The sequence below is a fragment of the Mycoplasma sp. 5912 genome (assembly GCF_054353835.1).
Genome location: NZ_JBTHHI010000003.1, coordinates 17,047 through 41,873, shown reverse-complemented (window position 1 = coordinate 41,873; position 24,827 = coordinate 17,047). Strand labels below are relative to the sequence as shown.

Genomic DNA, 24,827 nt, shown 5'->3' with positions numbered 1-24,827 from the left:
AACTCCTTATATAAATTTTATGAAAATATTTAAGACAACCTATCAATCTATGTATATATTTAAAAGTTTCTGAAAGAATTATTGTCAAATAATAGATGTCTTCTTATAATTTCAAAATTGTGCATATAACCCTTCTCAAATATAGTTTCCTTTATTGACTTCATCAAAATGATAACCTCAAATCATAAAATAATGAATATTTATAACATCTAATTTTGATTTTATAAATATTCTTAATGGATATATGTTTAAAACAACCATTCTACCTTTTAAATGATAAAAATCAAAAAAAGTTTCGTTTCTTTTGTTTAACTTTGGTGTTTTTTTAGGAAGAAAATAATCATCAAAGGTGAATTCAAATTTATCAATAAGTTTATAAATAATATTTGTGCGATTGATTCTAAGTTTAATAAATAGAATGCTACAAATAAAACAAAGTAAAAAGTGAGGTATATAGGTTATATTAATATATAAAAGTGCTTCTGCACTTACTGATAGCTTACTACTGTTAAATTTAATTACAAGAAGCGCATTTATAGTAATCAAAATAATTAAGAAAAAACTTAAAAAAACAAAGAAAAGATGTGTGATTCTTTGTCATTTCAAAAAAGCTAATGCACCATATTTGAATGTGTAATGTGTTTTTGTATGCTTAATCTTTATTAAAATGTTAGTTTTCTTGATTATAAATTTAAAGTTTATAGTAAAGAATCTAAGAACAAAATAAGAATATAATGAAATATAGATGGTAGCTAAAGCAAGAAAAATATTAATAATTGCTCATACAAACATTAGACATCATCCTTATTAAAATAATTTACATAGTTATAGAAAAACCCTTGATAGTTATCTATGTACTCACTTTTTTCTGATTTATCCATATTATAAATATAAAAAGCTAGAATGTAATATGTATCTTCTTTAAAAATCTTTTTAAGCTTTTTAATATTAATTATATTTCACATTGCTATAATATCATATATAACAATGTAATTAAGGGGTAATAATCCATTATTTTTAAATTCATCATTTAACATATTGTCATAAGTTATCTTTGTTGATTTTATTATTGTATTGAAATATGACTTTGATTTTATAGATATATACATATTTCTAATGAATATAATATAAAAAATTGAAACAGATGCAATAGTTATTAAAAGTGCTGGTGGAATAAGTGAGTAAAATAAATTTATGAAATCTTCTTGCAAATAAGGAACTAACATAAAAGTTGCAATGATTGCTCCTGAGTGAAGTAAAAATGTAAATAAAAACAAAATAATATGAAGTATCACTAACTTATTTATTTTCTTATTCATTAAATATCAACCATGCACAAAATGAATATGGTATTTATTTGTGTGTAACATTTGATGTCTTTTGTATGTATCATTAAGGATATAAAAGAAAATTTGAAAACAATATTTATAAATAATAAGAATTAATACCATACTAAGTGGTAATATTGCAGGAAGTATTAAGAGAGAAAGAAATAATAAGAACATATGTACTCCTAAACATCAACAAAGTTTTTTTGTTCATCAAGTGAAATATCATGAATATTAAGTCTAGTGTTTTTAATATAATGATTTATTCTTTGACAGTGATGTGCAATTCTTTCGATGGTTCTTAATAAAATACCATAATCAAAATCTTTATCAAGTTGCTTTTGTCCATTTTGTGTTTTCAAACGTTCTACATTTACTTTAGTGAATTCATCCGATAAACTATTAATATTTGTGTATAGTTTATCAATAAAATTACTTCTTTCATCAGTTTGGTTTTCTAATTGTCTGATTGAATTTTTTAATAAAGTCTGCAAAGATTCTACTAATTCACTTATTTCAGTTATTATTTCGCTATCTAAGTCGAATTTTTGTGTTGATTTTGATATATAAGTTTTATTTAATTCTAAGATAACATCATTTCCCAATCCCATTATTTTATCAACTGAACGACTTGAAAGAATTAATGATAAATGCAATTTAGCATCGTCACTATTCAAATTGCGACTGTTAAGTTGAACTAAATAGTTATATATTAATGTCCGTGTATTATCAATAACTTCCTCCAAGTGATGGTATTCTTTTAAGATTTTTTGATCTCCACTTTTTATATATTCTCAAAGTAACTTCATTCCTTTTTGAGAAATTTTACCTTGGGTATACAAGGCATTTTTAGCAGCCTTTAGTGCCAATGATGGGTTTTCATTAATCAGTTGAGCAGGTAGAATAATTTCAAATTCTTTGTCTATATTTTTATCTTTTATAATCTTATTTACAAATAATTCAAGATATTTAATTAACCAAAAGAAAATACCAACTAGGATAAAGTTAAAGAACAAGTGAGCCAAGGATAATTGCAAGGCCTTTTGTGTGGGTGCCATTAATAATATAAAGTCTGCATAATAAGTCAAAGGATATAAGAAAGGTAAGATAAGTAAGGCAATTGATAAATTAGTAAATCCTCATAAGATAGCAATTTTCTTAGAATTATTATTTTTAGATGTAAAAGAAACTATTAAACCGGTTATGGTTGTTCCTAAATTAGCCCCAAGAACTAAGGCGATAGCTGAATAAATTTGTAATGTATCTTGCTCTTTAAAGACAATTTGATATAAAGTAACAGTTGCACTAGAAGATTGTAAAATCCCAGTAAGAACAAATGAAAACAAGAAGGCAGATCATGGATTTGCTCCAGCAACAGATAGGGTTTTCTTAAAGAAATCTTGTTTTACAATTTCTTTTGCAGCAGATGACATTATTTTTAGTGATAAAAATACCATTCCTATTGCAATTGCTAGCAAAAAAATGTTTTGTCATCTATCTTTTTTAGTGAGTAATGAACCAAACACTCCGATAACCATAAATAAAATAAAGTATTCAGTAAATTTAAAACTTGATTGAAATGAAACGATTAAGGATGTTGTTGCAGTTCCGATATTTGCACCGAGTAAAAAGGCAATAGCTGCTCTTAAACTTATAAATCGTGCTGCTAAAAGTCCCATTATTAATGCGATTGCACCATCCGAAGATTGGATAAAAGTTGTGAATAGAATCCCTACCAGCAAAGCAATATAGTTATTTTTAGTTATAAATTTTATCACCTTACGAAATTTTGAATCACCGATACTTTTTAATGATGTAGATAACTTTTTAGTTGCATAAATAAATAAAGCCAAGGATGCTAAAGCAAAGACGATTGCGAGCGAAATTGTATCAAATTTCATAACTGTCCTTTCAGATATCTTTTTTGATATTATAATAAAATTTTATAATTTGAAAATTTAATACAAAGAAACTTTGAATAAGTTAAAATATTATTATGGATTCAAAAGAATATGTGCAAAAGTTGTGTTATCAAAAAGGTTGAGACTTTGAAAAACTTGATAAATATGTCAATTTAATAGAAGAAAAAAATAAAGTAATGAACTTAACGGGTTTTTCCGGTGATCGTTTATGAAGTGAAGGGATCCTGGAATCCCTAGCATTTATGGACAAAATAATGAAAGTGTTTGATAAATGCAATGTATTAGATATCGGTGCAGGTGTAGGTTTTCCATCCGTTCCTTATTTTATTGCTAACTTAAATTCTAATTTTCAACTTGATATCTATGAACCACTAACAAAACGTTGTGATTTTTTAAATCTTGTTATTAAAGAATTAAATATTACTAATATTAAAGTTTATAAAAAACGAGTTGAGGAACAAAAACAAAAAAATATATACGATATTGTAACAGCCCGTGCTGTTGCAGATATCCAAACATTAATTTTAGTTGCCTTTCACCTTATCAGAGTTGGTGGAAAAATGATATTGATAAAGGGAAAAAAAGTTTTAAAAGAGGTAGAAGATGCAGAATTTGCTTTTAAACAAGTTAAATACAAGTTGGATATTGAAAAGTTTTCTATGACACAAATAAACAAAGATAATCATATTGTATATATTACAAAACTTAGAAGTACACCAAATTCTATTCCGTATGTTTGAAAAGATGTTATAAAACTTAGAAGGTAGTTATTTATATGTATAAAAAAGTAGTCAAAAATTTGACTACTTTTAAAATTTTTAATTTACAGTTTTCAATTTATATTATATAGAGTTTAAACAAAATATAAGAAAGAAATTAAATTATGTGAAAAATTATAACGAGATAACAAAGAATAATGAAAGAGAAATTTTGTTAACGAAAACTGAATGAAAAGAGAGAACATAAATAAACTAAATAATTTTATGAATTATTGAGTAAAAATTTAAATGAAAATTTACGAATAAAATAATAGAACATAGATTTGATATTTAAATGAATATTTTGATTTTACTAAGTATTAAGTATTTTGATATCAATAATGAATCCTAAGCACATTTGACAATACACTTAGGAATTTTATTATACAACAAAAAATATTAATATATCATAATAAATAACAAAATAAGTAAATTTTTAGTGTTTTTTTGTTATTTTTTCCATTTTTTCTATAAAATCCAAATCTTCTTCTGAAAAATCAATGTTACTATCAATTCACTGCTTGCGTTTCGATGAATCTTCACCCATTAAAATTGAAACCCTTCTTTCAGCAAGTGAAGCATCTTCGATACTAATTTTAATTAATGTACGTGTTTGTGGATTCATTGTAGTTTCTCATAATTGATCAGCATTCATCTCACCGAGCCCTTTATATCTTTGTAGTTCGATAGCACCTTTTTGTTTTGTTAATATATCTCTTAAATCATTTTCATCTCAAGCATATAAAATGTTTTTTTTGCTTTTATTAGTAATTTTATATAACGGAGGAATTGCGATATAAACTTTACCTGCTTCAATTAAAGGTTTCATAAAACGGTAAAAAAAAGTAAGTAATAAAATTTGAATATGTGCCCCATCGGTGTCAGCATCCGTCATAATAACTATTTTATTGTAATTGCATTTATTTAAATCAAAATCCTTGGCAAAACCAGCACCAATTGCATTGATAATAGTTGCTATTTCATTATTTTTAAGTAAATCAATAATACTTTTCTTTTCAGAATTTATAACCTTTCCGCGCAGAGGTAAAATCGCTTGATAATGACGATCACGACCACTTTTAGCAGATCCCCCTGCTGAATCGCCTTCGACAATAAATAACTCTCTTTCAGAAGCCTTTTTTGATGTCGCTGGAGTTAATTTGTCACTTATAATACTTTTTTCTTTTAGTGACTTCTTAGATTGTCTTGCTTCATCGCGACGCTTACGTTCTTCAAGTCGGATTTCATATGCACGTTTAATTTTTTCCAAAACTTTCTTAAATTGATTTTTATTATCTTCAATTCATTTTTGCAAGTATTTTGAAACAATTTCTTCACTAATATTCTTTGCTTCAGGTGTTCCTAATTTGTCTTTTGTTTGTCCAACAAATTCTAAAAGATGTTCAGGAATTTTGAGCGAAATAACACAAGTAAGGCCCTCCTTGATTTCTTCAGAATCAAAGATGTTTTTGCCTTTTAAAAAACCTTCTTTCAAGGCGTATTCATTAACTATTTTGTTAAAAGCATTACGTAATCCAATTTCGTGACTACCACCATCGCGAGTTTTAACATTATTAACGAAACTTAATAACAAATTCGAATACGAATCAGTTCATTGAAAACCAAATTCAACTTCAATGTCTTTTTTGGTGTCTTTAAATGAAATCGCCTTAGTTAAAGGTGTTTTGGAATCATTTAGAAAATCAATAAATGCTTGAATACCATTATTATACTGATAAGTTTCATCAAAACCGATGTTTTCATCAACAACTCTAATTTCTAAATTAGAGATTAAAAAAGCACTTTCCTTTAAACGTTCAGAAATTGTATCTATATTTAATTTAGCACGTTTAAAGAAATGATAATCGGGTCAAAATTCAACCGATGTCCCTGTCTCCTTGCTCTTTCCTACTTCATGGGTTCGCTCTTTAATATTATCACCTTCGAAAACAGTGCGATATAATTTACCATTTCTTGCTACAGTTGCTATTAATTGAGTTGACAAAGCATTGGTAACACTTGAACCAACACCGTGTAAACCGCCTGATGTTTTATAAGCACTTGAATCGAATTTTCCACCAGCATGTAATTCAGTAAAAACAACTTCTACAGCACTGCGATCGTCATCTTTTATCTTATCTACTGGGATTCCTCGACCATTATCTGTAACTTTTACCGAACCATCTGTTCTTAAAAATACTGCTATTTTGTTTGCATAACCAGCCAAAGCTTCATCAATTGCATTATCTACAATTTCTCAGACAAGATGGTGTAAACCATTTATATCAGTTCCACCAATATACATTCCAGGACGCTTACGAACCGCTTGTAAACCTTTTAATTGTTGGATACTACTTGCATTATATTGCTCATTCATAATTTTAATTATATAATTATTTTCGCTACATTTAAAATTGAAAAGCAAAATAATGTTTGTTTTATAAATTTTTAAAATTGCTTTCAAATTTCGTTAAAATAATAAGAAATTTAAAAGCAATTTAGTTTTTTGAAATTATATTAATTAAAACAATATAATATTTAAAGGTATGATATATAGACAAAAATGTAAAATATCTTTACTATTTTAAGCACACATATTTAATAAAAAAAGGTATAATTAAAATGTTTTTTATAAAGGAGTAAATTTGTTGACTTTTAGTAATCTTTGATATAAACTATCTAAAGGCTGAAGAAAGTTTTGAGAGAATAAAAATTTAAGTAAAAAAATTATTTTTACGATTATAATGCTTACTGTTTTTGTTTTTGGAACCACTATTACAGCACCATTTATTCGGATTGCTGATCCAAGTCAACTTTCGAATAATGCTTTTTTAAACACTCTTAATTTAATTGGTGGTGGGGGTTTGCGTCAGTTTTCGATTTTTGCCTTAGGGATTAGCCCTTTTATTAATGCATCCTTGATAATGATGATTTTGCAATCAAAGTTTGTTCCACCAATTTACAAACTTTCACAAAGTGGGCCACAAGGAAGAAAGAAAATTAATGTTATTACCCGTTTTGTAACATTAGCAATTGCTTATCCGCAGGCAGTGTTTTTAACAAGAGCTCTTTCATCAGGGAGTCCATCATCTGTATTTATTTCAATTACAGGAACCCAGTATTTTAGTGAAAATGCATTAGTATATTTTATAATTCCGATGATTTTAGTTTCTGCTTCGTTATTAGCACTTTTTATTTCAGAACAAATTACCAACAAAGGAGTGGGTAACGGAACTAGTTTATTAATTTTTACTGGTATTGCAGCAAGGTTACCTCGTCAGTTTCATACAGCAATTTTATATTATATAGGTGATTTAGCTGAAAGTGGAATAATGAAAGGCATAATAAGCTTTATTAGTTATTTATTAGTTTATATTTTAACAATTGTAATAATTGCAATTGTATATGTTTCGGAAAGACATGTGCCGATTCAACAAGTCGGAGCAGGACGCTCAAAGAGTCGTAAGGAAATGGGTAAATTACCAATTAAAGCGAATCCGGGCGGGATAATGCCTATAATTTTTGCAATGTTAGTTTTATCATTTCCTACAATGATCGCTAATGTTTTACCACAACATAGTGCTGCCAAATTTTGAATAAACACAAATTTACAATTCACTCAACCGATTGGATTTACTTTGTTAATTGTAATAGTGTTAGTGTTTTCAGTGTTAATGGGAATTCAGCAATCAAAAGTTGATAAAATAGCAGAAGATTTTACTAAAAACTCTACATTTATTCCTGGGGTGCGTCCTGGTGAAGAAACGCAAGATTATTTAGTTGCTATAGTTTTTCGTTTAAGTGTATTTTCATCACTTTACTTAGTAATTCTAGGAAGTATGCAATTTATTGCAATTATGGCTCATATACTTCCTCAAGCAATTGCTTTTGGTGGAACAGGTTTAATGATTTTGGTATCAACTTCACTTGAAACACTCGGACAACTTAAAGCACGTCGTATGAGCAACAAATTATCTAAGGCAAAACGACTTACTCTTGAAAATTTTGAAAATTTAAATTCTGATAAATCAGACGATGATAAGAAGATGGGAACAGGATTATTATGATAGGAAAAATAGATACAAATATAATTTTAATGGGACAACCTGGAGCAGGTAAGGGAACTGTAGCAGGAGTTTTTGCTAAGAAAACCGAATGAATACATTTATCTACCGGAAATATTTTTCGTCAAGAAATCCATAATAAAACACAACTTGGTCAGAAAGTAGAATATTATGTAAACTCAGGTGGATATGTTCCTGATGAAATCACAAATGAAATAGTTAAAAATGCAATTTTGAAACTACGAGCAGAAAATAAGTTTTTTATTTTAGACGGTTATCCACGTACTATTGCACAAGCAGAATTTCTAAAACAAATTCCTAATTTAAAATTCAAAGTTATATTATTAACTGCTTCTGAAAAAATAATAATGGAACGTTTATCTGGTAGACTTGCTTGCGAAATTTGTGGGACAGGTTATCATATAAAATTCAAAAGAAGTTTCGTTCCCGATTATTGCGATATCGATGGTGGAAGGCTTTATTCACGCGATGATGACAAGCCTGAAAAAATTAAAAACCGTCTTAAAATATACGATGAACAAACTAAACCATTATTAGAATATTATAAAAAAACAGGTGAATTACTAACTTTTGCTTGTGAAGGCGATCCTGAAGAAGTTGCTAATGAAATTGCTTCTCATTTTAAAATAAGATGATAAAATTATGATACTTTTGAAAAAGTATCATTTTTTTGTTTTCAAAAGTACATCTGGAGGTAGTATTGATTCAAATTTTAAACGAAGAACAAATCAAAAAAATTACCAAAAGTTGTAAAATCTTGGCAGAAGTAAAACAAATTTTGTGAGATTTCATAAGACCAGGGGTTTCTTTAAAAGAAATTGATCAATTAGCTTTTAAAGAAATTACTAAAAGGGGTGCTAAACCAGCTTTTTTAGGTTTATATGGTTTTCCTGCAACCACATGCATCTCTGTAAATGAACAATTGATCCACGGAATCCCTAATAATTACATTATAAAAGATGGTGACTTAGTTAGTGTTGATATCGGTTGCATCTGACAGGGGTTTAATAGTGATAGTGCATTTACCAAAGCTATTGGTAATGTATCTGCATCTGACCAAAAACTTATTGATGTTGCAAAAGGAGCCTTTGAAGCAGGATTAAAAGCAATTAAAAGAGGCGCTCGAGTTGGTGACATCAGTGCTGCAATAGGTAGGTATATCAAAAAAAACGGATTATATACACCTGTTGAGTTTTGTGGTCATGGTATTGGAAGTCATCTCCATCAAGATCCAAATGTTAATAATACAGGACATAAAGGAAGTGGTCCATTATTAAAAAACGGTATGGTTCTTTGTATTGAACCAATGATAATTCAAACTCCACATATTAAAATTTTATCAGATGGTTGAACTGTTATTAGCGCTAATAAAACAAATACAGCCCATTATGAACATACCGTTTTAATAAAGGATTTTCAAGGTGTCGTTCTAACGAAAGGAATATAATTTGGCAAAAGACGCAATTAAATTTAAAGCAGTCGTTAAAGAAGCTCATACAACAGACTTATATACAGTTGAATTAAGCGATAACGGTGCCCTAATTAAAGCTCATATTTCAGGTAAAATGCGTGTAAATCATATTCGTATTTTACCTGGTGATACAGTTGATGTAGAAATGAGTCCTTATGATTTGACACAAGGACGCATTGTCTATCGTCATAAATAAAAGGAGAAACTATGAAAGTTAGAGCAAGTGTAAAGAGTATTTGCAAAGATTGTAAGATTATTAAACGTAAAGGTGTAAACCGTGTGATTTGTATTCATCCAAAACACAAACAAAGACAAGGTTAATAAGAAAGGAAAGTTAAATGGCTAGAATTTTAAATGTTGAAATTCCAAATGATAAGCGTGTAGTTGTTTCATTAACTTACATTTATGGAATTGGAAGAACCTTAGCAAAAGAAATTTGTAAAACTGCAAAAGTAAGTGAAGATGCTCGTGTTAAAAATCTAAGTGAAGAAGAATTATCAAGAATTCGTGAAGCTGCAAAAGTATATACCACCGAAGGTGATTTACGCAGAGAAGTAACTTTAAACATTAAACGTTTAATGGAAATTAAATGCTACCGTGGGATCAGACACCGTAAAGGATTACCAGTTCGTGGTCAATCAACCCAAAAGAATGCTCGTACCCGTAAAGGTCCAAGAAAAACTGTAGCAGGAAAGAAAGGTAAATAATGGCTCGTAAATCAAAAAAGAAAAATATTGTTAGTGGAATAGCACATATTCACTCAACAAATCAAAACACTATTGTTACTTTCACAGATGAAAAAGGTGATGTAATTGCTTGATCATCAGCAGGAGCAATTGGTTATAAAGGGACCAAGAAAAAAACTCCATATGCTGCAGGTTTAGCAGCACAAGCAGCCGCGGAAGCTGCAAAAGAACACGGAATGAAGACAGTCAAGGTTGAATTAAAAGGACTAGGAGCAGGTAAAGATGCTGCTAGAAAACAAATCGAAGTTGCTGGAATTACAGTTACTGAAATCAAAGATGTTACACCTGTTCCGCATAATGGTACTAGACCTCCAAAACGTATTTTAAAACGTGAACGTGCAAAAAAATAATTAATACCATAGTATTTAAAGGAGTCTCGATATGGAAAAGATGAAACAATTATCTTATAGAAAAAAACCAGTATTTAGAGAAACAGACGATAATGAAACCACATTCACCTTACAAGGACTCGAAAGAGGTTATGCAAACACATTAGGAATTGCATTAAGACGTGTATTGCTTTCATCTACTACTTCGCTTGCACCATTTTGTGTTCGCATCGAAGGGGTAGAGCATGAATTTTCTACAATTAAAGAAGTTGTAGAAGATGTTCCAAGTTTGATTATGAATTTGCGTAAGGTTAAATTCACTTATGATCCTAATATTGTTTCAGATAATGAAATTGTTAAGGTTAAATTGGTAGCAGATGAATCAGGTGTATTAATAGCAGGAAAAATGCAGATTTCAAACCCCGGTGTTCGTGTTATTGATCCATCAGTACACATTGCAGAAGTAGTGAATCCAAATGCATTAAAATTAGAAATGTTTTTACGTGCAGGACGTGGATTTATTTCATTTGAGGAGAATAAAGTTCTTTTACTAAATCCGCAAATCAAAGTTTCGTTAGATACAGATATTAAAAAGGCTGAATATATCGCAGTTGATTCTGATTTTTCTCCAATTGAAAAAGTATGATATACACAAAGAGAACTAAACTCATCATCACCCAAGATTGAAGAAGAACTTGAATTAAATATTAAGACAAACGGAACGGTTTCAGCAAAACAGGCGATTAAATCTGCATCAGAAATTTTAATCGGTTTATTCGCTGTTATCGGTAATGTTGATAGTATGGAAGATGTAAAAATCTTTGAAGAACCAAAACAAGTTGAAGAAGAAAAACCTGATGATGATATTGATATTTCACAACTTGGTTTAAGTGTTCGTTCATATAATGCACTTAAAAAAGCTAATAAACGCAAACTTAGTGAATTTGCTGCAATGAAACTTGAAGACCTTGAAAACATTAAAAACTTAGGTAAAAAATCTATTGAAGAAATCGTCAAAAAACTCGCTGAGCAAGGTATTATTTTAAAAGAAGGAGTTGAATAATATGGCAAATCCAAAACAAATCTATTCACGTGATACAAAATGAAGAACTGGTGTAATGCGTTCATTAGTTAGTGAGTTGATAGCTCATGGACATCTAACAACAACCTTAACCCGTGCAAAAGAAGTTCGCAGACATGCTGAACGTATGATTCAAAAAGCAAAAACCCCTACCTTAGCAAACAGACGTGCAGTAGCTTCATATGTTCGCGACATTAAAGTTGAAGGTAACAAAAATGTTCTTAAACATTTATTTGACACAGTAGCACCTAAATATGCACAAAGAAACGGTGGATACACAAGAATTATTAAATTACCAAAACGATTGGGTGATAATACTCGAATGGCCTTAATTGAATTAGTTTAATTTCCTTACTTATTTTAGAGCTTTAAAAATTTATTGCAAACAGCCCACCTAGGGTTGTTTTTTGTATAAAAATATCCACATAAGTGGATATTTTTATCAAATTTTAATGCGCTTTTCAGGTGATAAATACATTTGATCACCATCTTTTATATCATAGGTTTTTAAAAATAATTCGTTATTAGATAAAACTTTATTTGCACGTACTTTGGTTGGAGCATGTACATCTGAATCAAGTAGTCTTTTTGCTCTACCTTCTTTATAAATTGCTCGTCAAACAGTAGCTCAGTTTTCAAAGAATGCATGTGCATCAAAATCAGGATATTTTTGAGCTGCTTTTAAAGCACAATCAAATCCACCTAAATCTGCGATATTTTCAGAAACTGTTAATTTTCCATTCACTTTACCATATTCTGTCTCTGTTCCGTCATAAAGATCAATAACAGCTTGTGTGCGTTTTTTAAATTCATTTAAGTCATTTGCGGTTCATCAGTTGTTTAACTTACCGTTTTCGTCAAATTGTGCCCCATTGTTATCAAAACCATGTGAAATTTCATGTGCGATAACAACCCCGATTCCACCGAAATTAGCTGACTTAGACTGATTTATATCATAAAAAGGAGATGCTAATATCGCAGCAGGAAAAACAATTTGATTTCGCATTGGATTATAGTAAGCATTAATTGTAGCGGGTGTCATACCCCAAAGTTTTTTATCTTCTGATTTATGATATAAGGATAATTGATATTCACTGATATGTTTGTTAAATTCCTTAATGTTTTCAAAAATATTAGAACCATCATGATATGTTTTTACCTTAAATTTAGCATAATATGGATGAATTTTTTCTGGATAACCTACCATGGGTTCAAATTTTTCAAGTTTCAAGATTGCTTTTTGAATTGTTTCTTTTGATAGTCAACTGTTATGTAATAAACTATCTTTGTATACATCAATCATAGATGCAATCATATTTTCCACATCTGCTTTAGCTTTTGATCCAAAATATTTATCAGCATAGAACATTCCGAGTGGCATTCCAAAGAACTTACTGGTTAAATCATATGCAAAATCATTTAATTCTCTTACTTTTGCCACTGAATTTACTGCATTAGCATACTCGGTTGCTTTAATTCTTATTTCTTCTGATAAATAAGTTGTAGTTGCTAGCATATTTTTAATAAACATTAAATCACGGAATTTTTCGAAGTTTGTTTCATTAAAAATTTCATCAAACTTAGCAAAAAGTCTTAGGTTTGGAATTGATGCTTCTGATACTTTTTGTCCAATAATTAAGTCTAAGAGTCTTAAAAAGTCATATTTTTTAGAAAACAAACTTAGTTCTTCTCTGGTTTTCAGATTATATAAGGAAACATAATCTGCTTGTTCGACTGATGAAAGAATGTGGTCTTTATAAATATCATCAAAAGCAATCGCATTTTCAATCATTATATTTACTTTTTGCTGAGCAAAACCGTAATCTAAAAGTAAATCATTTACCATATTTTTTCATGCATTAAGTAATTTTTCTTTTTCTTTTGGTTGCTCATAAGTTTCCTTAGATGGCAAGATTACTGAAACTGAATCAAGTCACAAAATTCTTTTATCATTATCTGCAAAATCTTCATAAATTTGTAATTCTAATGGTAAGAAATTGTAATTTAATCACACATCACGATTTGCATTGAAAATATCATTAAAAGAGTTAAATTGATATATTCTATCTAAAAAATTACGAACAGGTTGTCAACCTAATTCATTTCTTTTTTTTGAATTAATAATGAGTTGATAAAATTTTACTAAATCAGACATCATCGGATGATCTTCTGGCAATTCTTGTTTACCTAATGATCATTGGGAAATTAAGTTCTTAAGTAATTTTTCTAAATTTAACTCTAACTCAACAAAAGATCCGATTGATGAACGATCTTCTGGTATTTTAGCAGTTTTTAATCATTCTGCATTAACATATTCATAAAAATCATCTTTTTTATTCATATTTCTCCTATTTTTTTGTTTCTATATTAGTTTTTAAAATTGATAAGAAGGCTTCTTGTGGAACTTCGATGCTACCAAGTTTTTTCATACGTTTTTTACCTTCCTTTTGCTTTTTAAGTAACTTTTGTCTTCGTGTTACATCTCCACCATATAACTTAGCAGTAACATCTTTTCGATAAGCCTTAATAGTTTCGCGAGCGATAATTTTTCCACCGATTGTTGCTTGCACAGGGACTTCAAAGTTTTGTCTAGGAATAGCATCCTTTAGTTTAACACATAATTGTCGAGCTTGTTCATAAGCTCGATCACGATGACATATAATTGAAAAAGCATCAACTTTATCCCCGTTAAGTAAAATATCTACTTTTACTAAATCACTTTCACGATATCCTAATCATTCATATTCAAATGAAGCATAGCCCTTGGTAGTTGATTTAAGACGGTCAAAGAAATCAAAAATAGTTTCAGCCAATGGTAGTTCATAAATTACATTAGAACGCTTAGAATCTATTATTTCAAGCGACTTATATATCCCACGCTTGTTTTGACATAATTCCATTACATTACCGATATAGTCGTTAGGGATAAAAATTTGTGCTTGCACATAAGGTTCTTCGATTTTTTCAATAAATGTTCGATCAGGGAGTAAGGTAGGATTGGCGATCATTTCTATTTCACCTTTGGTGGTGGTAACTTTATATTCTACACTTGGAGAAGTTGCAATGATACCAACTTTATATTCACGATCTAATCGTTCTTGTAGGATTTCCATATGTAAAAGTCCTAAAAAACCAACACGAAATCCAAATCCTAATGCTTTGGATGTTTCTTGTTCTCAACTTATTGATGAATCACTTAAAGAAATTTTTTCTAAACTCTCTTTAAGTAGTGAATAATCTCGTGTATCAACTGGATAAAATCCAGTAAAAACAACAGGTTTCATTTTTTTATAACCAGGTAAAGCATTTTGAGTTGGTTCTTCTAAATGTGTAATGGTATCACCGACATTAACTTCCTTAGCATCTCTGATGGCTGCAGAAACTCAACCTACTTCACCTGCTTGTAACACCTCTTTTTTAGTTTCATAAGGATTTCTGACCCCTAATTCGATTACATGATAGCGATTGTTCTCATCGTTTCGAGACATAAATTTAAATTTATCACCTACTTTTAAAATCCCTTCAAAAATCCGAACTAACATTACAACACCACGGTATGGATCAAAATAACTATCGAAAATTAAAGCTTTTAATGGTTTATCATCATCAGCATCTTTTGCAGACGGGATATATTTTATAATTGCTTCAAGTAACTTATCTACCCCTAATCCTGTTTTTGCTGATACTAATACAGCATTCTCGGTTGGTATCCCGATAACATCTTCAATTTCTTTTTTAACACCTTCCACATCTGCAGATGACAAATCAATTTTATTAATTACCGGAATTATTTCAAGGTTGTTTTCTAGAGCAAGATATACATTTGCAAGAGTTTGTGCCTCAATGCCTTGTGTTGCATCAACTAGTAACAAAGCACCTTCAGAAGCTGCCAAGGAACGTGAAACTTCATAAGTAAAATCAACATGACCAGGGGTATCAATAAGATGAAAAATATAATCTTTATATTTAATTTGCACTGCATTAAGTTTTATAGTAATTCCACGCTCTTTTTCTAAATCCATTGAATCAAGAAATTGCTCTTTTAATTCTCTTGTTGCAACAGTGTTAGTTATTTCAAGAATGCGATCAGCGAGGGTACTTTTACCATGATCAATATGTGCGATGATTGAAAAATTTTTAATTTTTGATTTGTCTATTTTCATATTATTAAATTATATTAAATTCTTTCTTTATGCGTATTAAATTTTGTATAATGTATCATTTGCGTTGCATTATAAATTTGTTTTGTTACTTTTTTATATTTAAATTATAATGCAAAAAAGTAATTTTTATTTATTTGTTATTAGTATGTATTTATAAGTCTTCTACTAAAAATAAAGTAGATATAATGATACGGAAATAAGTTGTAAGTAAACATAAAATCCATATCTAAGATAACAAAACACAAGAAATTTTCTTGTGTTTTGTTATTATTTTATGAAATTGTTAATATTAATCTTCGTCTTTAGATTGAATATTTCTACGTTTAATAATTTCATCAGCAATGTTTTTTGGTGCTTTTTCATAGTGATCAAATTGCATTTGATATGTACCACGTCCACTAGTCATTGATCTAAGTTCGGTTGAATAACCAAACATTTCAGCAAGCGGAACCATTGCTTTAACAACAACTGCACCATCGCTTCTTTGTTCTTGATCATTCACCAGTCCTCTACGACGTGATAAATCACCGATAACATCTCCCATATGATCTGATGGAACAACAACCGCAACATCCATAATAGGTTCTAATAAAACAGTCCCAATCATATCTTTTGCTTTTGTTAAGGCCTTAGAAGCTGCTATTTTGTATGCTAATTCAGATGAATCGACATCATGGTATGAACCATCAAATAATGTTGCTCTAATGTCAATCATTTGATATCCTGCTAAAATTCCTGCAGCCATTTTTTCTTCAAGTCCTTTTTGAATTGATTTAATGTATTCTTTAGGGATTTTTCCACCAACAATTTTATCAACAAATTCAAAACCACCATCAGGATTTGGTTCAAATTTTAATCAAACATGACCATATTGTCCTTTACCACCTGATTGTTTAATATGTTTTCCTTCGACATCTGCTGTTTTTGTGATTGTTTCACGGTAAGAAACTTGTGGAGCACCAACCTTTGCTTGAACTCCGAATTCACGTTTTAAACGATCTACAATAATATCAAGGTGCAATTCACCCATACCAGCAATAATTGTTTGACCTGTTTCATCATCGGTATATGTTCTAAAGGTTGGATCTTCAGCAGCTAATTTTTGTAATCCGATTGAAAGTTTTTCGGTAGCTGCTTTTGATTCAGGTTCGAGAGCTTGAGAAATAACAGGTTCGGGGAACACCATTTTTTCTAAGATGATTTTTGCACCTTTTTCATTAACTAAAGTGTCCCCAGTTGTAGTATATTTTAAACCTACAGCTGCAGCAATATCTCCGGCACGACATTCATCAATTTCGACACGACTGTTGGCATGCATTTGCAATACACGTCCGATTCTTTCTTTTTCTCCCTTAGTAGAGTTATATACATAACTCCCTTTTGTTAAAACTCCACGGTATACACGGAAGAAAGTTAAAGAACCAACAAAAGGATCGTTCATAACTTTAAAAGCTAATGCGGCAAATTCACCATCATCGGTTGCTTCAACACTAACTTCATGCTCGTTATCATGTGCTTTGATTGCTGGAATATCAACAGGTGATGGTAGATAATCAACAACAGCATCAATCATCTTTTTTACACCTTTATTTTTAAATGATGTTCCACACACTACCGGGAAGAATTCGGAAGATAAAGTTGCTTTACGAATTGCTTCTTTGAAAGCAGGTATTTCAACTTCATGTCCTTCTAAAACACTCATCATTAATTCATCATCAAAAGCAGCAACTGCTTCTAATAACTCTTGACGTTTAATTTCAACGATATCTTTAAGATCATCTGGGATTGCTGTTGCAAATTCTTCTTCTTGTGGTTCGCCATTATATGTATATGCTTCACGAGTTACAAGGTCGATAATTCCTTTGAATTCTGATTCAGCACCAATTGGTCACTGAATAGCAACAGCGTTTCCACCTAAACGTTGTTTAACAGAAGCAACTGAAGCAGCAAAATCAGCACCAGCTTTATCCATTTTGTTTACATAAACTATTCTAGGAACTTTGTAGTTTGTTGCTTGTCTTCATACTGTTTCAGTTTGTGGTTCAACACCAGATTGTGCATCTAAGACAGCGACTGCACCATCTAAAACACGCAATGAACGTTCAACTTCAACGGTGAAGTCAACGTGTCCAGGGGTATCAATAATATTGATTCTTTTACCTTTTCAAAAAGCTGTTGTAGCAGCAGATGTGATGGTAATTCCTCTTTCTTTTTCTTGATCCATTCAGTCCATTTGAGAACCACCATCATGGGTTTCTCCGATTTTATGGATTTTACCTGTATGGAATAAAATTCTTTCGGTTGTTGTAGTTTTTCCTGCATCAATGTGGGCCATAATACCGATATTACGGTAATCTTTTAAATCATAATCTCTTGCCATATTATTTTATAACTTTGATTATCATCTAAAATGTGCAAAAGCTCTGTTGGCTTCAGCCATTTTGTGGGTGTCTTCGCGTTTTTTAATTGCTCCACCAGTTTTATTTGATGCATCAATGATTTCGTTTGCTAAACGAACATCCATAGTTTTTTCGTTTCTTAATCTAGCATATTGAACAAGTCATCTTAATGCTAATGTTTGTTTTCTGCGAGTAGGAACTTCGGTAGGTACTTGGTAGTTAGTTCCACCGATTCTTCTTGTTCTAATTTCAAGTTGTGGTGTAATATTTTCAACAGCAGCTAAAAATACTTCCATTGGCTCTTTGTTAGTTTTACTTTTGATTAATTCAAAAGCTGAATATAAAATATCTTGTGCGATAGATTTCTTTCCGTCAAGCATAATTTGGTTAATTAATTTTGTAACAACTACTGAATTAAAAACTGGATCTGCAAGTACTTCACGGATAGGTGCACTTTTCTTTCTTGACATTTGTCCTCCTTATGTTTAAAATTAATTATTATGCTTATTTCTTTTCTTTTTTAGTTCCGTATAAACTACGACCTTGATTACGTTTTGAAACCCCAGCAGCATCTTGTGTTCCACGAACAATATGGTATCTTACTCCAGGTAAGTCCTTAACACGACCACCACGTATTAATACCACTGAGTGCTCTTGTAAGTTGTGTCCTTCTCCTGGAATGTACGCTGTAACTTCCATTGTATTTGATAACTTAACACGAGCATATTTACGTAATGCTGAATTAGGTTTTTTAGGTGTCATTGTTGCGACACGAGTACATACACCACGCTTAAATGGAGAAGCCATTTTTTTTGATTTTTTAATTAATGAGTTGTAGCTTTGGTTTAAAGCAGGCGCATTTTGCTTTTTAACCTTTGAACTACGACCATTTGTAACTAACTGATTAGTTGTTGGCATTTTATCCTTTCTAAATTAATATTAACAATAATGATATAAAAATTGCTTTTTAATTATACACTAACAACTGCTCCGTGTGTATCATATTTACAGTTTTTTATTACTATATACAAGGGATAAAAATTTACAAAATATAAATTTTATTATTTTTATACTACAAAATTACTAAAATTCAGATTTTATTATATAAAGCATCATGCATAAAAGGTTGATATATCCCAATTTTAAATGATTTATCAAATTAAGGATTTGATTTGTTGTATTTTTTATAGTTTTCAAACAAAGAAAGCGCAGATTTTCCATTATATAATAATGATAATAATCGATAATACTCTTGTTTTAATTTATCGTTTTTATTATAAACCAATGCAGATGTAAAATCAAAGGTTTCAGATGAAATTATTGTGTTTTCTAGATGGAAAATTCTTATGGATTCTTTTTGAGGTTGTTGATATTTTCAAATGTTTTGATTCTTCAAGAAAGAATCATAAATTTTTTCCTCAGTATTTTTTGAATCGGCATCGTAAGCGAAAATATAAAATAACATCTTATTTTTTATGTTTTTTTGTAAATATCTAGAAATATCTATAAATAAGGTGCTTTGTGGTTTATTGACTTCAAATAAAGGTTTTTTAGCATACCTTTGCTGAATATATTTATTAAAACTGATTGGTTTATTTTGTTTAACAAATTTAAAACTAATAAAAATAGAACCACTAGTTAATTTCTCTTTTTGAATTTTTATATAGTAATCATTTTGTTTTAAATCATCATTTATTTGAAAACGCAAAATTTTACGAAAAGGAAAATATGTATTAATCGGGTCCAAATAATTTATTATTTCCTGTGATTTATTTGTCTTCAGATCAAAAATTTCAGGATTTAGTATTCTCGGAGAAAAATTGTTTTCAAAATTTCATTTTGTATCCAAATAATTGTCATCATAAAAAGATTTTTGTAATGCAGAATCTACATTATTTTGATTTTTTGTATCATATGAAAGAAGAAACGGATTGTTATAATCAAAGATAGTTGAATAAATATTTGAGAGTTCTTTGATGTAAATATCAGGAATTTTATTCTTATTTGGATTATCGCTGTGTTCAACGGAAATTATATGATTTAATTCATTTTGTATATTATAACTATAACTTCGATTATAAAATGCTTGGATGTTTTTATCACCGATATAGTGATCTGTATCGGAAAGTTTTATTAACGATGTATCATTTTGTATTTCTATAATTTGATTAAGAAAACTTAGATATTGATTATAGTATTCTTTATTGTTGTCATAGTTTGATAATGAATTTAAAAAAGAATTTATATGTTTTTTAAATTCATTATTTAAATTCTTATGTTCACTAATTTTTCTAACTAAGTTTTGTCCATCTTGGTTTAAGTAATGTATTGACTTATTTATAAGTTCTTTTGATAAATCAAATTTTAATTCATTTTTTATTCCACAAGACGTTAATGTAATAGAAGAAACTGAAAATAACAAAAAAAGAGAAAGATATTTATTTTTTTTCATTATTAATAAAATTAACCTTTAATTATGTTCATAATAAGACAAAATTTCTAAATTCTCTTTTATGTGTTCAAAGTATCCGTCAATTAAAATCATAAGATTTTTATTTAATTCTTGTTCGTATATATTATTCTTCTTATTTTGCTGATAATTAGCATCGTTTTTCTGTTTTTTATCATAAAAAGCATCAGTATATTCTAACATATAGTGTTTTAGTTCGATAAGGTAAATATATAAAGTATATTCAGGATTAAAAAGAAATTTATAATTACCAAAATATATTCTATCGATGTTTGAATAGTCTGTTCTTAATCATTTCATTCAACGTTTTTTATATATTATTTCATTTTTATCATTTTTTAAAACAGAATTAAGATAACCTGTAAGTTCATAAACCTTGTTTATATCATCGAATTTTCTATTATCTCATGTTATTGTTTTTTTCTTATCATTTTCAAAAATATATGTTTTTAAAATAACTCATGGATTGTAATTATCATATTCTTTTTTTATTGTATTTGAATATTGTTTTTCGATATAATCTGAAAAAAAACTTTTATATGAAGAGACAAATGTATGATTGAGATTTTGAAAATTAGGCAAGCTATCTCTTTTTGCTTCTGGGTCTTTTCATGGATACTCATCTATTTGTTTTTTGAGGAGATTGAAATCTAGTTTTTCTATTTTATTTTCATTGTATATCTTAAACATTTTGAAAAATTTTGGTATTCCAAACCCAGTTTTGTTTTTTTGTCTATTTATTCTTCAAATTTCACTTGGGAAAATTTTAGATCTATAATTAAGTGCAACATCTAAGTTACCTAATTTTGCTGTATTTGTTGATGCATAATTTGATGAACTTATCAGAAGTAATTTTGTTTCATTCAATGATAATTCTCTTTGTAATTTATGCTGTAATAATGAAATTAAACCAGTAATCATTGGTGCTGATTTACTTGTACCATTAAAATTCATTGCATAATTAATTTTCTCTTTTAAATATTCAGGTAATCTTTTGTTTATAGAGTTAATTTCCTCGCTTGAATAATGATTTTTATTATCTTTATTAATCTTTGTTTCATCTTCGGCTAAACTTGATCCATATGCAGAAATTAAAGGCAAATATGGAGATTTAGAATTACCAAACGATGTAAAATCGGATGGTTTATTATCATATGATACAGATCCTACATTAATTATATTTTCTTTGTTCTTTATGCTCTCTCATTTTAAGAGTCCACTAAAAATATTGCGAGAACTTATTAACTGGTTTCCGAACTCTCAATTATTAAAATCATCATAGGTATTGCTATGATAAATATAGTTATTCTTTTCGACTTTATTTTTCAAAAAGTCATATAATAAATAAATACCTTTTATGTCTTTTGAATTAGGATATAACTTAAAACTACTATAATGTTTTTTATAAATATTTTTTGCTACAATTTTAAATTTTTTAAAGACATTATTTCAATTAATGTCTATTAAATGATTATCTTTATCATTGATAAAGAAATTGTTTTTATCGAAATATGAATCCAGATTTTCTCATGCATCAACTGTTTCATCACTTGAATTTCCTGCAGAGAAGATAACTTTTCAGTCAAATATTAGTGCTTGTTCATTAATAGCATTTAATAAATTATCTCAGTTCTTTGTAATAGAGTGATTAAATTTCTCATTTGTATCAAAATAAAAATTAATTATCGCACTTGATAAAGCATAAAAATTTTGTTCATCATCTTCTTCTGTTGTATAATTATCTTCAAAACTTTGAACATCATTTATGAATAATTTTTTTATATTATCTGAAAAATTCAAAAAGTAACCATCTAATGGTGTATCTAATTGACCAATGCTTATATTAAAAATTTTAACACCATACCTATCATACATTCTTTTTAGAATATTATCATATGCCTTTTGTTTCCAAACTTCATCTCCTTTTGTTCCCACATCAAAATATTTCCTATCTGGTATATCAAAATTATTTGAAAAATAAATATCTGCATTTTTATTGATTCCAAAATCAGTACCAATAGTAGAAACAACATTTCATGCATGATTTGAATATTGATAATTATCAATATCAAATTTTTTAATTTTGAAATCAGGATTTTTTGAGAAAAGTAAATTTTGATCGACATTTCCTAACTCGATAATTCCTACTTTATCAAATTCATTTGTAAAATAGCTATTACCTCTTTCGTAGCGTAAACCGAGTTTATTGTAATATGGTACATACATATTAATCAATTTATTATAGTCATTTACATTTAAATTAATATAAGAATTATTATTAATATAAATTGATTCGTTATATTTTTGAGCTGATGTATTAGCAGAAACAGTTATTATTGTTGTGCTTACAAGACTGAAAAACCAATGAAATTTCTTTATATTTTTTTTCATATTAATCCTCTGCTGAATATCCTTTAATTTCTATATTTTTATTACTTGTCCATGGTTTATTATTTGGGTTATTATTTGTTTCTTTTTTTCATAAAGTTTTTGAATCGGCATATCATTTATAATAAATATTAAAATTATCCTTTTTATCATATAATCTCATATCAAAACTATCTGATGTAGCAAGTAAATTCTCTATATTGTTATTTATTGTGTAATTTCTTCAAAAATTATTTTCTATGAAGAATTTATATTCATTTTTCTTCATATTCTGTGTGTATAAATCATAAGAGTTAACAAAAAATATATTTTTTTTATTAGTTTTGTTTTCTATTTCATCTGTAATATCTATAACAAAAGATGATGATTTTGAGTTGTAACTAATATTTTCAGATTTTTTAGTGTGATTTTGCAAGAAAAAATCAACAAAATCATTTAAAAATCATTTTTTATCTATTTTATCTACATTTATGACTATTATGTTAGTGTCATTGTTAATAGGATAAGATTTGAAAGAAAGAAACAATTCACTATTTTCTAAATTATCATTAATATCAAATGATAAAATATGTCTTTCTTTTTTAGTATGATTTGTTTTATATTTAATGATGTTTTTTACTTCATTATAGTTAACTTTATATACATTAACATTTTTTATTTTATTTATTATGTTTCTTGAAAAAGCATAATTATTATTTATGTTTGTTAAATCTGTACTGTCAGTTAAAAAAAGATTAGTGCCAGTATCATTTTTAGCAGGATAAACCAAATTATTTTTCTTAATAAAAACATCTAGAGCCGGAAAATTACTTTTGTCATATTTTAGATATCGCTGATAGTAGATTCAGTCAATATCGGGCGTATCTTCAAAGTCATATTTATCTAAACCATATGTCCTTGAAATCTCTAACAAAGGTGGATATTCATTATTGTATAAATCATCATTGTGAATATAGTTTGTTATTGGTTTTTCTAAATAGTCAATACTATAAAGTTGATAAGAATTTAATGAATTGCTTAAAAAGTTTTTAGTTATTAAGTTTCTTATGCTATCTTGATATTCTTTATTTGATTCATCATTTAAAAAGTGATATGAATTATTAACAAAATTATAGATTTCTTTGTTAATTTCAAGTTTTGGGATACCTTTTATATTAATTTTGATATTTTTACTTTGTAAATAATTCATATTGTTTATATCTATCATCTGATTATTTTCATTATCATATTTCATTAACAAATATACAAAAGAAAGATAATTAAAATAAAGATGGTCACGTTTATAAAGCTTCAATTGATAATATTTATTTTGTTTTTGATTAAAACTATTTTTATGATATTCATTCATTTTATTGATATAATCCATAAGTAAAAATGAATATTTATTGTTATAAATTTCATTGGAAAATAATAAATCGATAAGGTTGTAAAATTTGCTATCATTATCTAATTCCATAGCTTTCTTTGTAGAATTTATTAAAAGTTTCCTTAAAATATCTTTCTTTATATTGTATGAAATATTTGATTTTTCATTATGTATGTTTTGACTTAGTTTTGCTTCATTATTTTGATTATGCGAGCAAGAAATTAAAGTTAACAAAGTTGGTAAAAAAAGTAAAATAAACAATTTTTTTATTTTTTTAATGCTATATTTTATCATAATTAAATTATATAAATTTTATTCAAA

The 24,827-nt window shown here is 28.3% G+C and carries 22 protein-coding genes; 10 read left to right on the top strand and 12 right to left on the bottom strand.

Going from position 1 to position 24,827, the window contains the following annotated elements:
- Positions 1 to 78: 78 nt before the first annotated feature.
- The 3 genes from ACXYRP_RS01355 to ACXYRP_RS01345 are packed head-to-tail and all read right to left on the bottom strand — an operon-like array spanning position 79 to position 3,229.
- A complete protein-coding gene (locus tag ACXYRP_RS01355) occupies positions 79 to 792 on the bottom strand; it encodes a hypothetical protein (RefSeq protein ID WP_458597569.1) in 714 nt (237 codons plus the stop codon).
- A complete protein-coding gene (locus ACXYRP_RS01350) occupies positions 792 to 1,505 on the bottom strand; it encodes a hypothetical protein (protein WP_458615063.1) in 714 nt (237 codons plus the stop codon). Before ACXYRP_RS01350 ends, ACXYRP_RS01355 begins: the two co-directional genes overlap by 1 nt.
- 8 nt (positions 1,506 to 1,513) lie before the next feature.
- A complete protein-coding gene (locus ACXYRP_RS01345) occupies positions 1,514 to 3,229 on the bottom strand; it encodes a Na/Pi cotransporter family protein (protein ID WP_458615062.1) in 1,716 nt (571 codons plus the stop codon).
- Positions 3,230 to 3,324: 95 nt separating this feature from the next.
- On the opposite strand from ACXYRP_RS01345, the gene rsmG reads away from it, so the two are divergent.
- On the top strand, positions 3,325 to 4,017 hold the full coding sequence (rsmG, locus tag ACXYRP_RS01340) for a 16S rRNA (guanine(527)-N(7))-methyltransferase RsmG (RefSeq protein ID WP_458615061.1): 693 nt from the start codon (positions 3,325 to 3,327) through the stop codon (positions 4,015 to 4,017).
- A gap of 427 nt (positions 4,018 to 4,444) precedes the next feature.
- Here rsmG and ACXYRP_RS01335 read toward each other — a convergent pair whose 3' ends face one another.
- Positions 4,445 to 6,385, bottom strand: coding sequence for a DNA gyrase/topoisomerase IV subunit B (locus ACXYRP_RS01335; RefSeq protein WP_458615060.1), 1,941 nt, complete (start codon positions 6,383 to 6,385; stop codon positions 4,445 to 4,447).
- 268 nt (positions 6,386 to 6,653) lie between these two features.
- Between ACXYRP_RS01335 and secY the strand changes: the two genes are divergently transcribed.
- Genes secY through rplQ form a run of 9 tightly spaced genes read left to right on the top strand, consistent with a single transcriptional unit; the run spans position 6,654 to position 12,066 of the window.
- On the top strand, positions 6,654 to 8,078 hold the full coding sequence (gene secY, locus ACXYRP_RS01330; RefSeq protein ID WP_458597562.1) for a preprotein translocase subunit SecY: 1,425 nt from the start codon (positions 6,654 to 6,656) through the stop codon (positions 8,076 to 8,078).
- On the top strand, positions 8,072 to 8,731 hold the full coding sequence (locus ACXYRP_RS01325) for an adenylate kinase family protein (RefSeq protein ID WP_458597561.1): 660 nt from the start codon (positions 8,072 to 8,074) through the stop codon (positions 8,729 to 8,731). Before secY ends, ACXYRP_RS01325 begins: the two co-directional genes overlap by 7 nt.
- A gap of 32 nt (positions 8,732 to 8,763) precedes the next feature.
- Positions 8,764 to 9,540 (top strand): type I methionyl aminopeptidase, encoded by a 777-nt coding sequence (gene map, locus ACXYRP_RS01320; protein WP_458615059.1) that lies wholly within the window; start codon positions 8,764 to 8,766, stop codon positions 9,538 to 9,540.
- 1 nt (position 9,541) lies between these two features.
- Positions 9,542 to 9,760: a translation initiation factor IF-1 gene (gene infA, locus ACXYRP_RS01315; protein WP_435129040.1), complete on the top strand. Its 219-nt coding sequence runs from the start codon at positions 9,542 to 9,544 to the stop codon at positions 9,758 to 9,760.
- A gap of 11 nt (positions 9,761 to 9,771) precedes the next feature.
- Positions 9,772 to 9,885, top strand: coding sequence for a 50S ribosomal protein L36 (rpmJ, locus tag ACXYRP_RS01310; RefSeq protein WP_435129043.1), 114 nt, complete (start codon positions 9,772 to 9,774; stop codon positions 9,883 to 9,885).
- A gap of 17 nt (positions 9,886 to 9,902) precedes the next feature.
- Positions 9,903 to 10,271, top strand: coding sequence for a 30S ribosomal protein S13 (gene rpsM / locus ACXYRP_RS01305; protein ID WP_435129046.1), 369 nt, complete (start codon positions 9,903 to 9,905; stop codon positions 10,269 to 10,271).
- Complete coding sequence (gene rpsK, locus ACXYRP_RS01300) at positions 10,271 to 10,660, top strand: 30S ribosomal protein S11 (protein ID WP_435129049.1); 390 nt, start codon at positions 10,271 to 10,273, stop codon at positions 10,658 to 10,660. Before rpsM ends, rpsK begins: the two co-directional genes overlap by 1 nt.
- Before the next feature lie 31 nt (positions 10,661 to 10,691).
- Positions 10,692 to 11,702: a DNA-directed RNA polymerase subunit alpha gene (locus ACXYRP_RS01295; RefSeq protein ID WP_458614078.1), complete on the top strand. Its 1,011-nt coding sequence runs from the start codon at positions 10,692 to 10,694 to the stop codon at positions 11,700 to 11,702.
- Between the two features lies 1 nt (position 11,703).
- Positions 11,704 to 12,066 (top strand): 50S ribosomal protein L17, encoded by a 363-nt coding sequence (rplQ, locus tag ACXYRP_RS01290; protein WP_435129055.1) that lies wholly within the window; start codon positions 11,704 to 11,706, stop codon positions 12,064 to 12,066.
- A gap of 93 nt (positions 12,067 to 12,159) precedes the next feature.
- On the opposite strand, the gene ACXYRP_RS01285 is transcribed toward rplQ, so the two are convergent.
- The 8 genes from ACXYRP_RS01285 to ACXYRP_RS01250 all read right to left on the bottom strand — a co-directional run bounded on the left by ACXYRP_RS01285 (position 12,160) and on the right by ACXYRP_RS01250 (position 24,800).
- On the bottom strand, positions 12,160 to 14,061 hold the full coding sequence (locus ACXYRP_RS01285) for a M13 family metallopeptidase (RefSeq protein WP_458614079.1): 1,902 nt from the start codon (positions 14,059 to 14,061) through the stop codon (positions 12,160 to 12,162).
- 7 nt (positions 14,062 to 14,068) lie between these two features.
- Positions 14,069 to 15,883, bottom strand: coding sequence for a translation elongation factor 4 (lepA, locus tag ACXYRP_RS01280; RefSeq protein ID WP_458597556.1), 1,815 nt, complete (start codon positions 15,881 to 15,883; stop codon positions 14,069 to 14,071).
- A gap of 289 nt (positions 15,884 to 16,172) precedes the next feature.
- The gene (gene fusA, locus ACXYRP_RS01275) at positions 16,173 to 18,263 is read right to left on the bottom strand and encodes an elongation factor G (protein ID WP_458607319.1); all 2,091 of its coding nucleotides are present in this window, start codon (positions 18,261 to 18,263) and stop codon (positions 16,173 to 16,175) included.
- Positions 18,264 to 18,281: 18 nt separating this feature from the next.
- Entirely contained in the window at positions 18,282 to 18,752 is a 471-nt protein-coding gene (gene rpsG / locus ACXYRP_RS01270) for a 30S ribosomal protein S7 (RefSeq protein WP_435129070.1), read from the bottom strand.
- Between the two features lie 34 nt (positions 18,753 to 18,786).
- Entirely contained in the window at positions 18,787 to 19,200 is a 414-nt protein-coding gene (rpsL, locus tag ACXYRP_RS01265) for a 30S ribosomal protein S12 (protein ID WP_435129073.1), read from the bottom strand.
- A gap of 241 nt (positions 19,201 to 19,441) precedes the next feature.
- Positions 19,442 to 20,734: a hypothetical protein gene (locus ACXYRP_RS01260; protein WP_458614080.1), complete on the bottom strand. Its 1,293-nt coding sequence runs from the start codon at positions 20,732 to 20,734 to the stop codon at positions 19,442 to 19,444.
- 18 nt (positions 20,735 to 20,752) lie between these two features.
- Entirely contained in the window at positions 20,753 to 23,143 is a 2,391-nt protein-coding gene (locus tag ACXYRP_RS01255; RefSeq protein WP_458615058.1) for a S8 family serine peptidase, read from the bottom strand.
- Between the two features lies 1 nt (position 23,144).
- Entirely contained in the window at positions 23,145 to 24,800 is a 1,656-nt protein-coding gene (locus ACXYRP_RS01250) for a hypothetical protein (RefSeq protein WP_458615057.1), read from the bottom strand.
- Positions 24,801 to 24,827 lie beyond the last annotated feature (27 nt).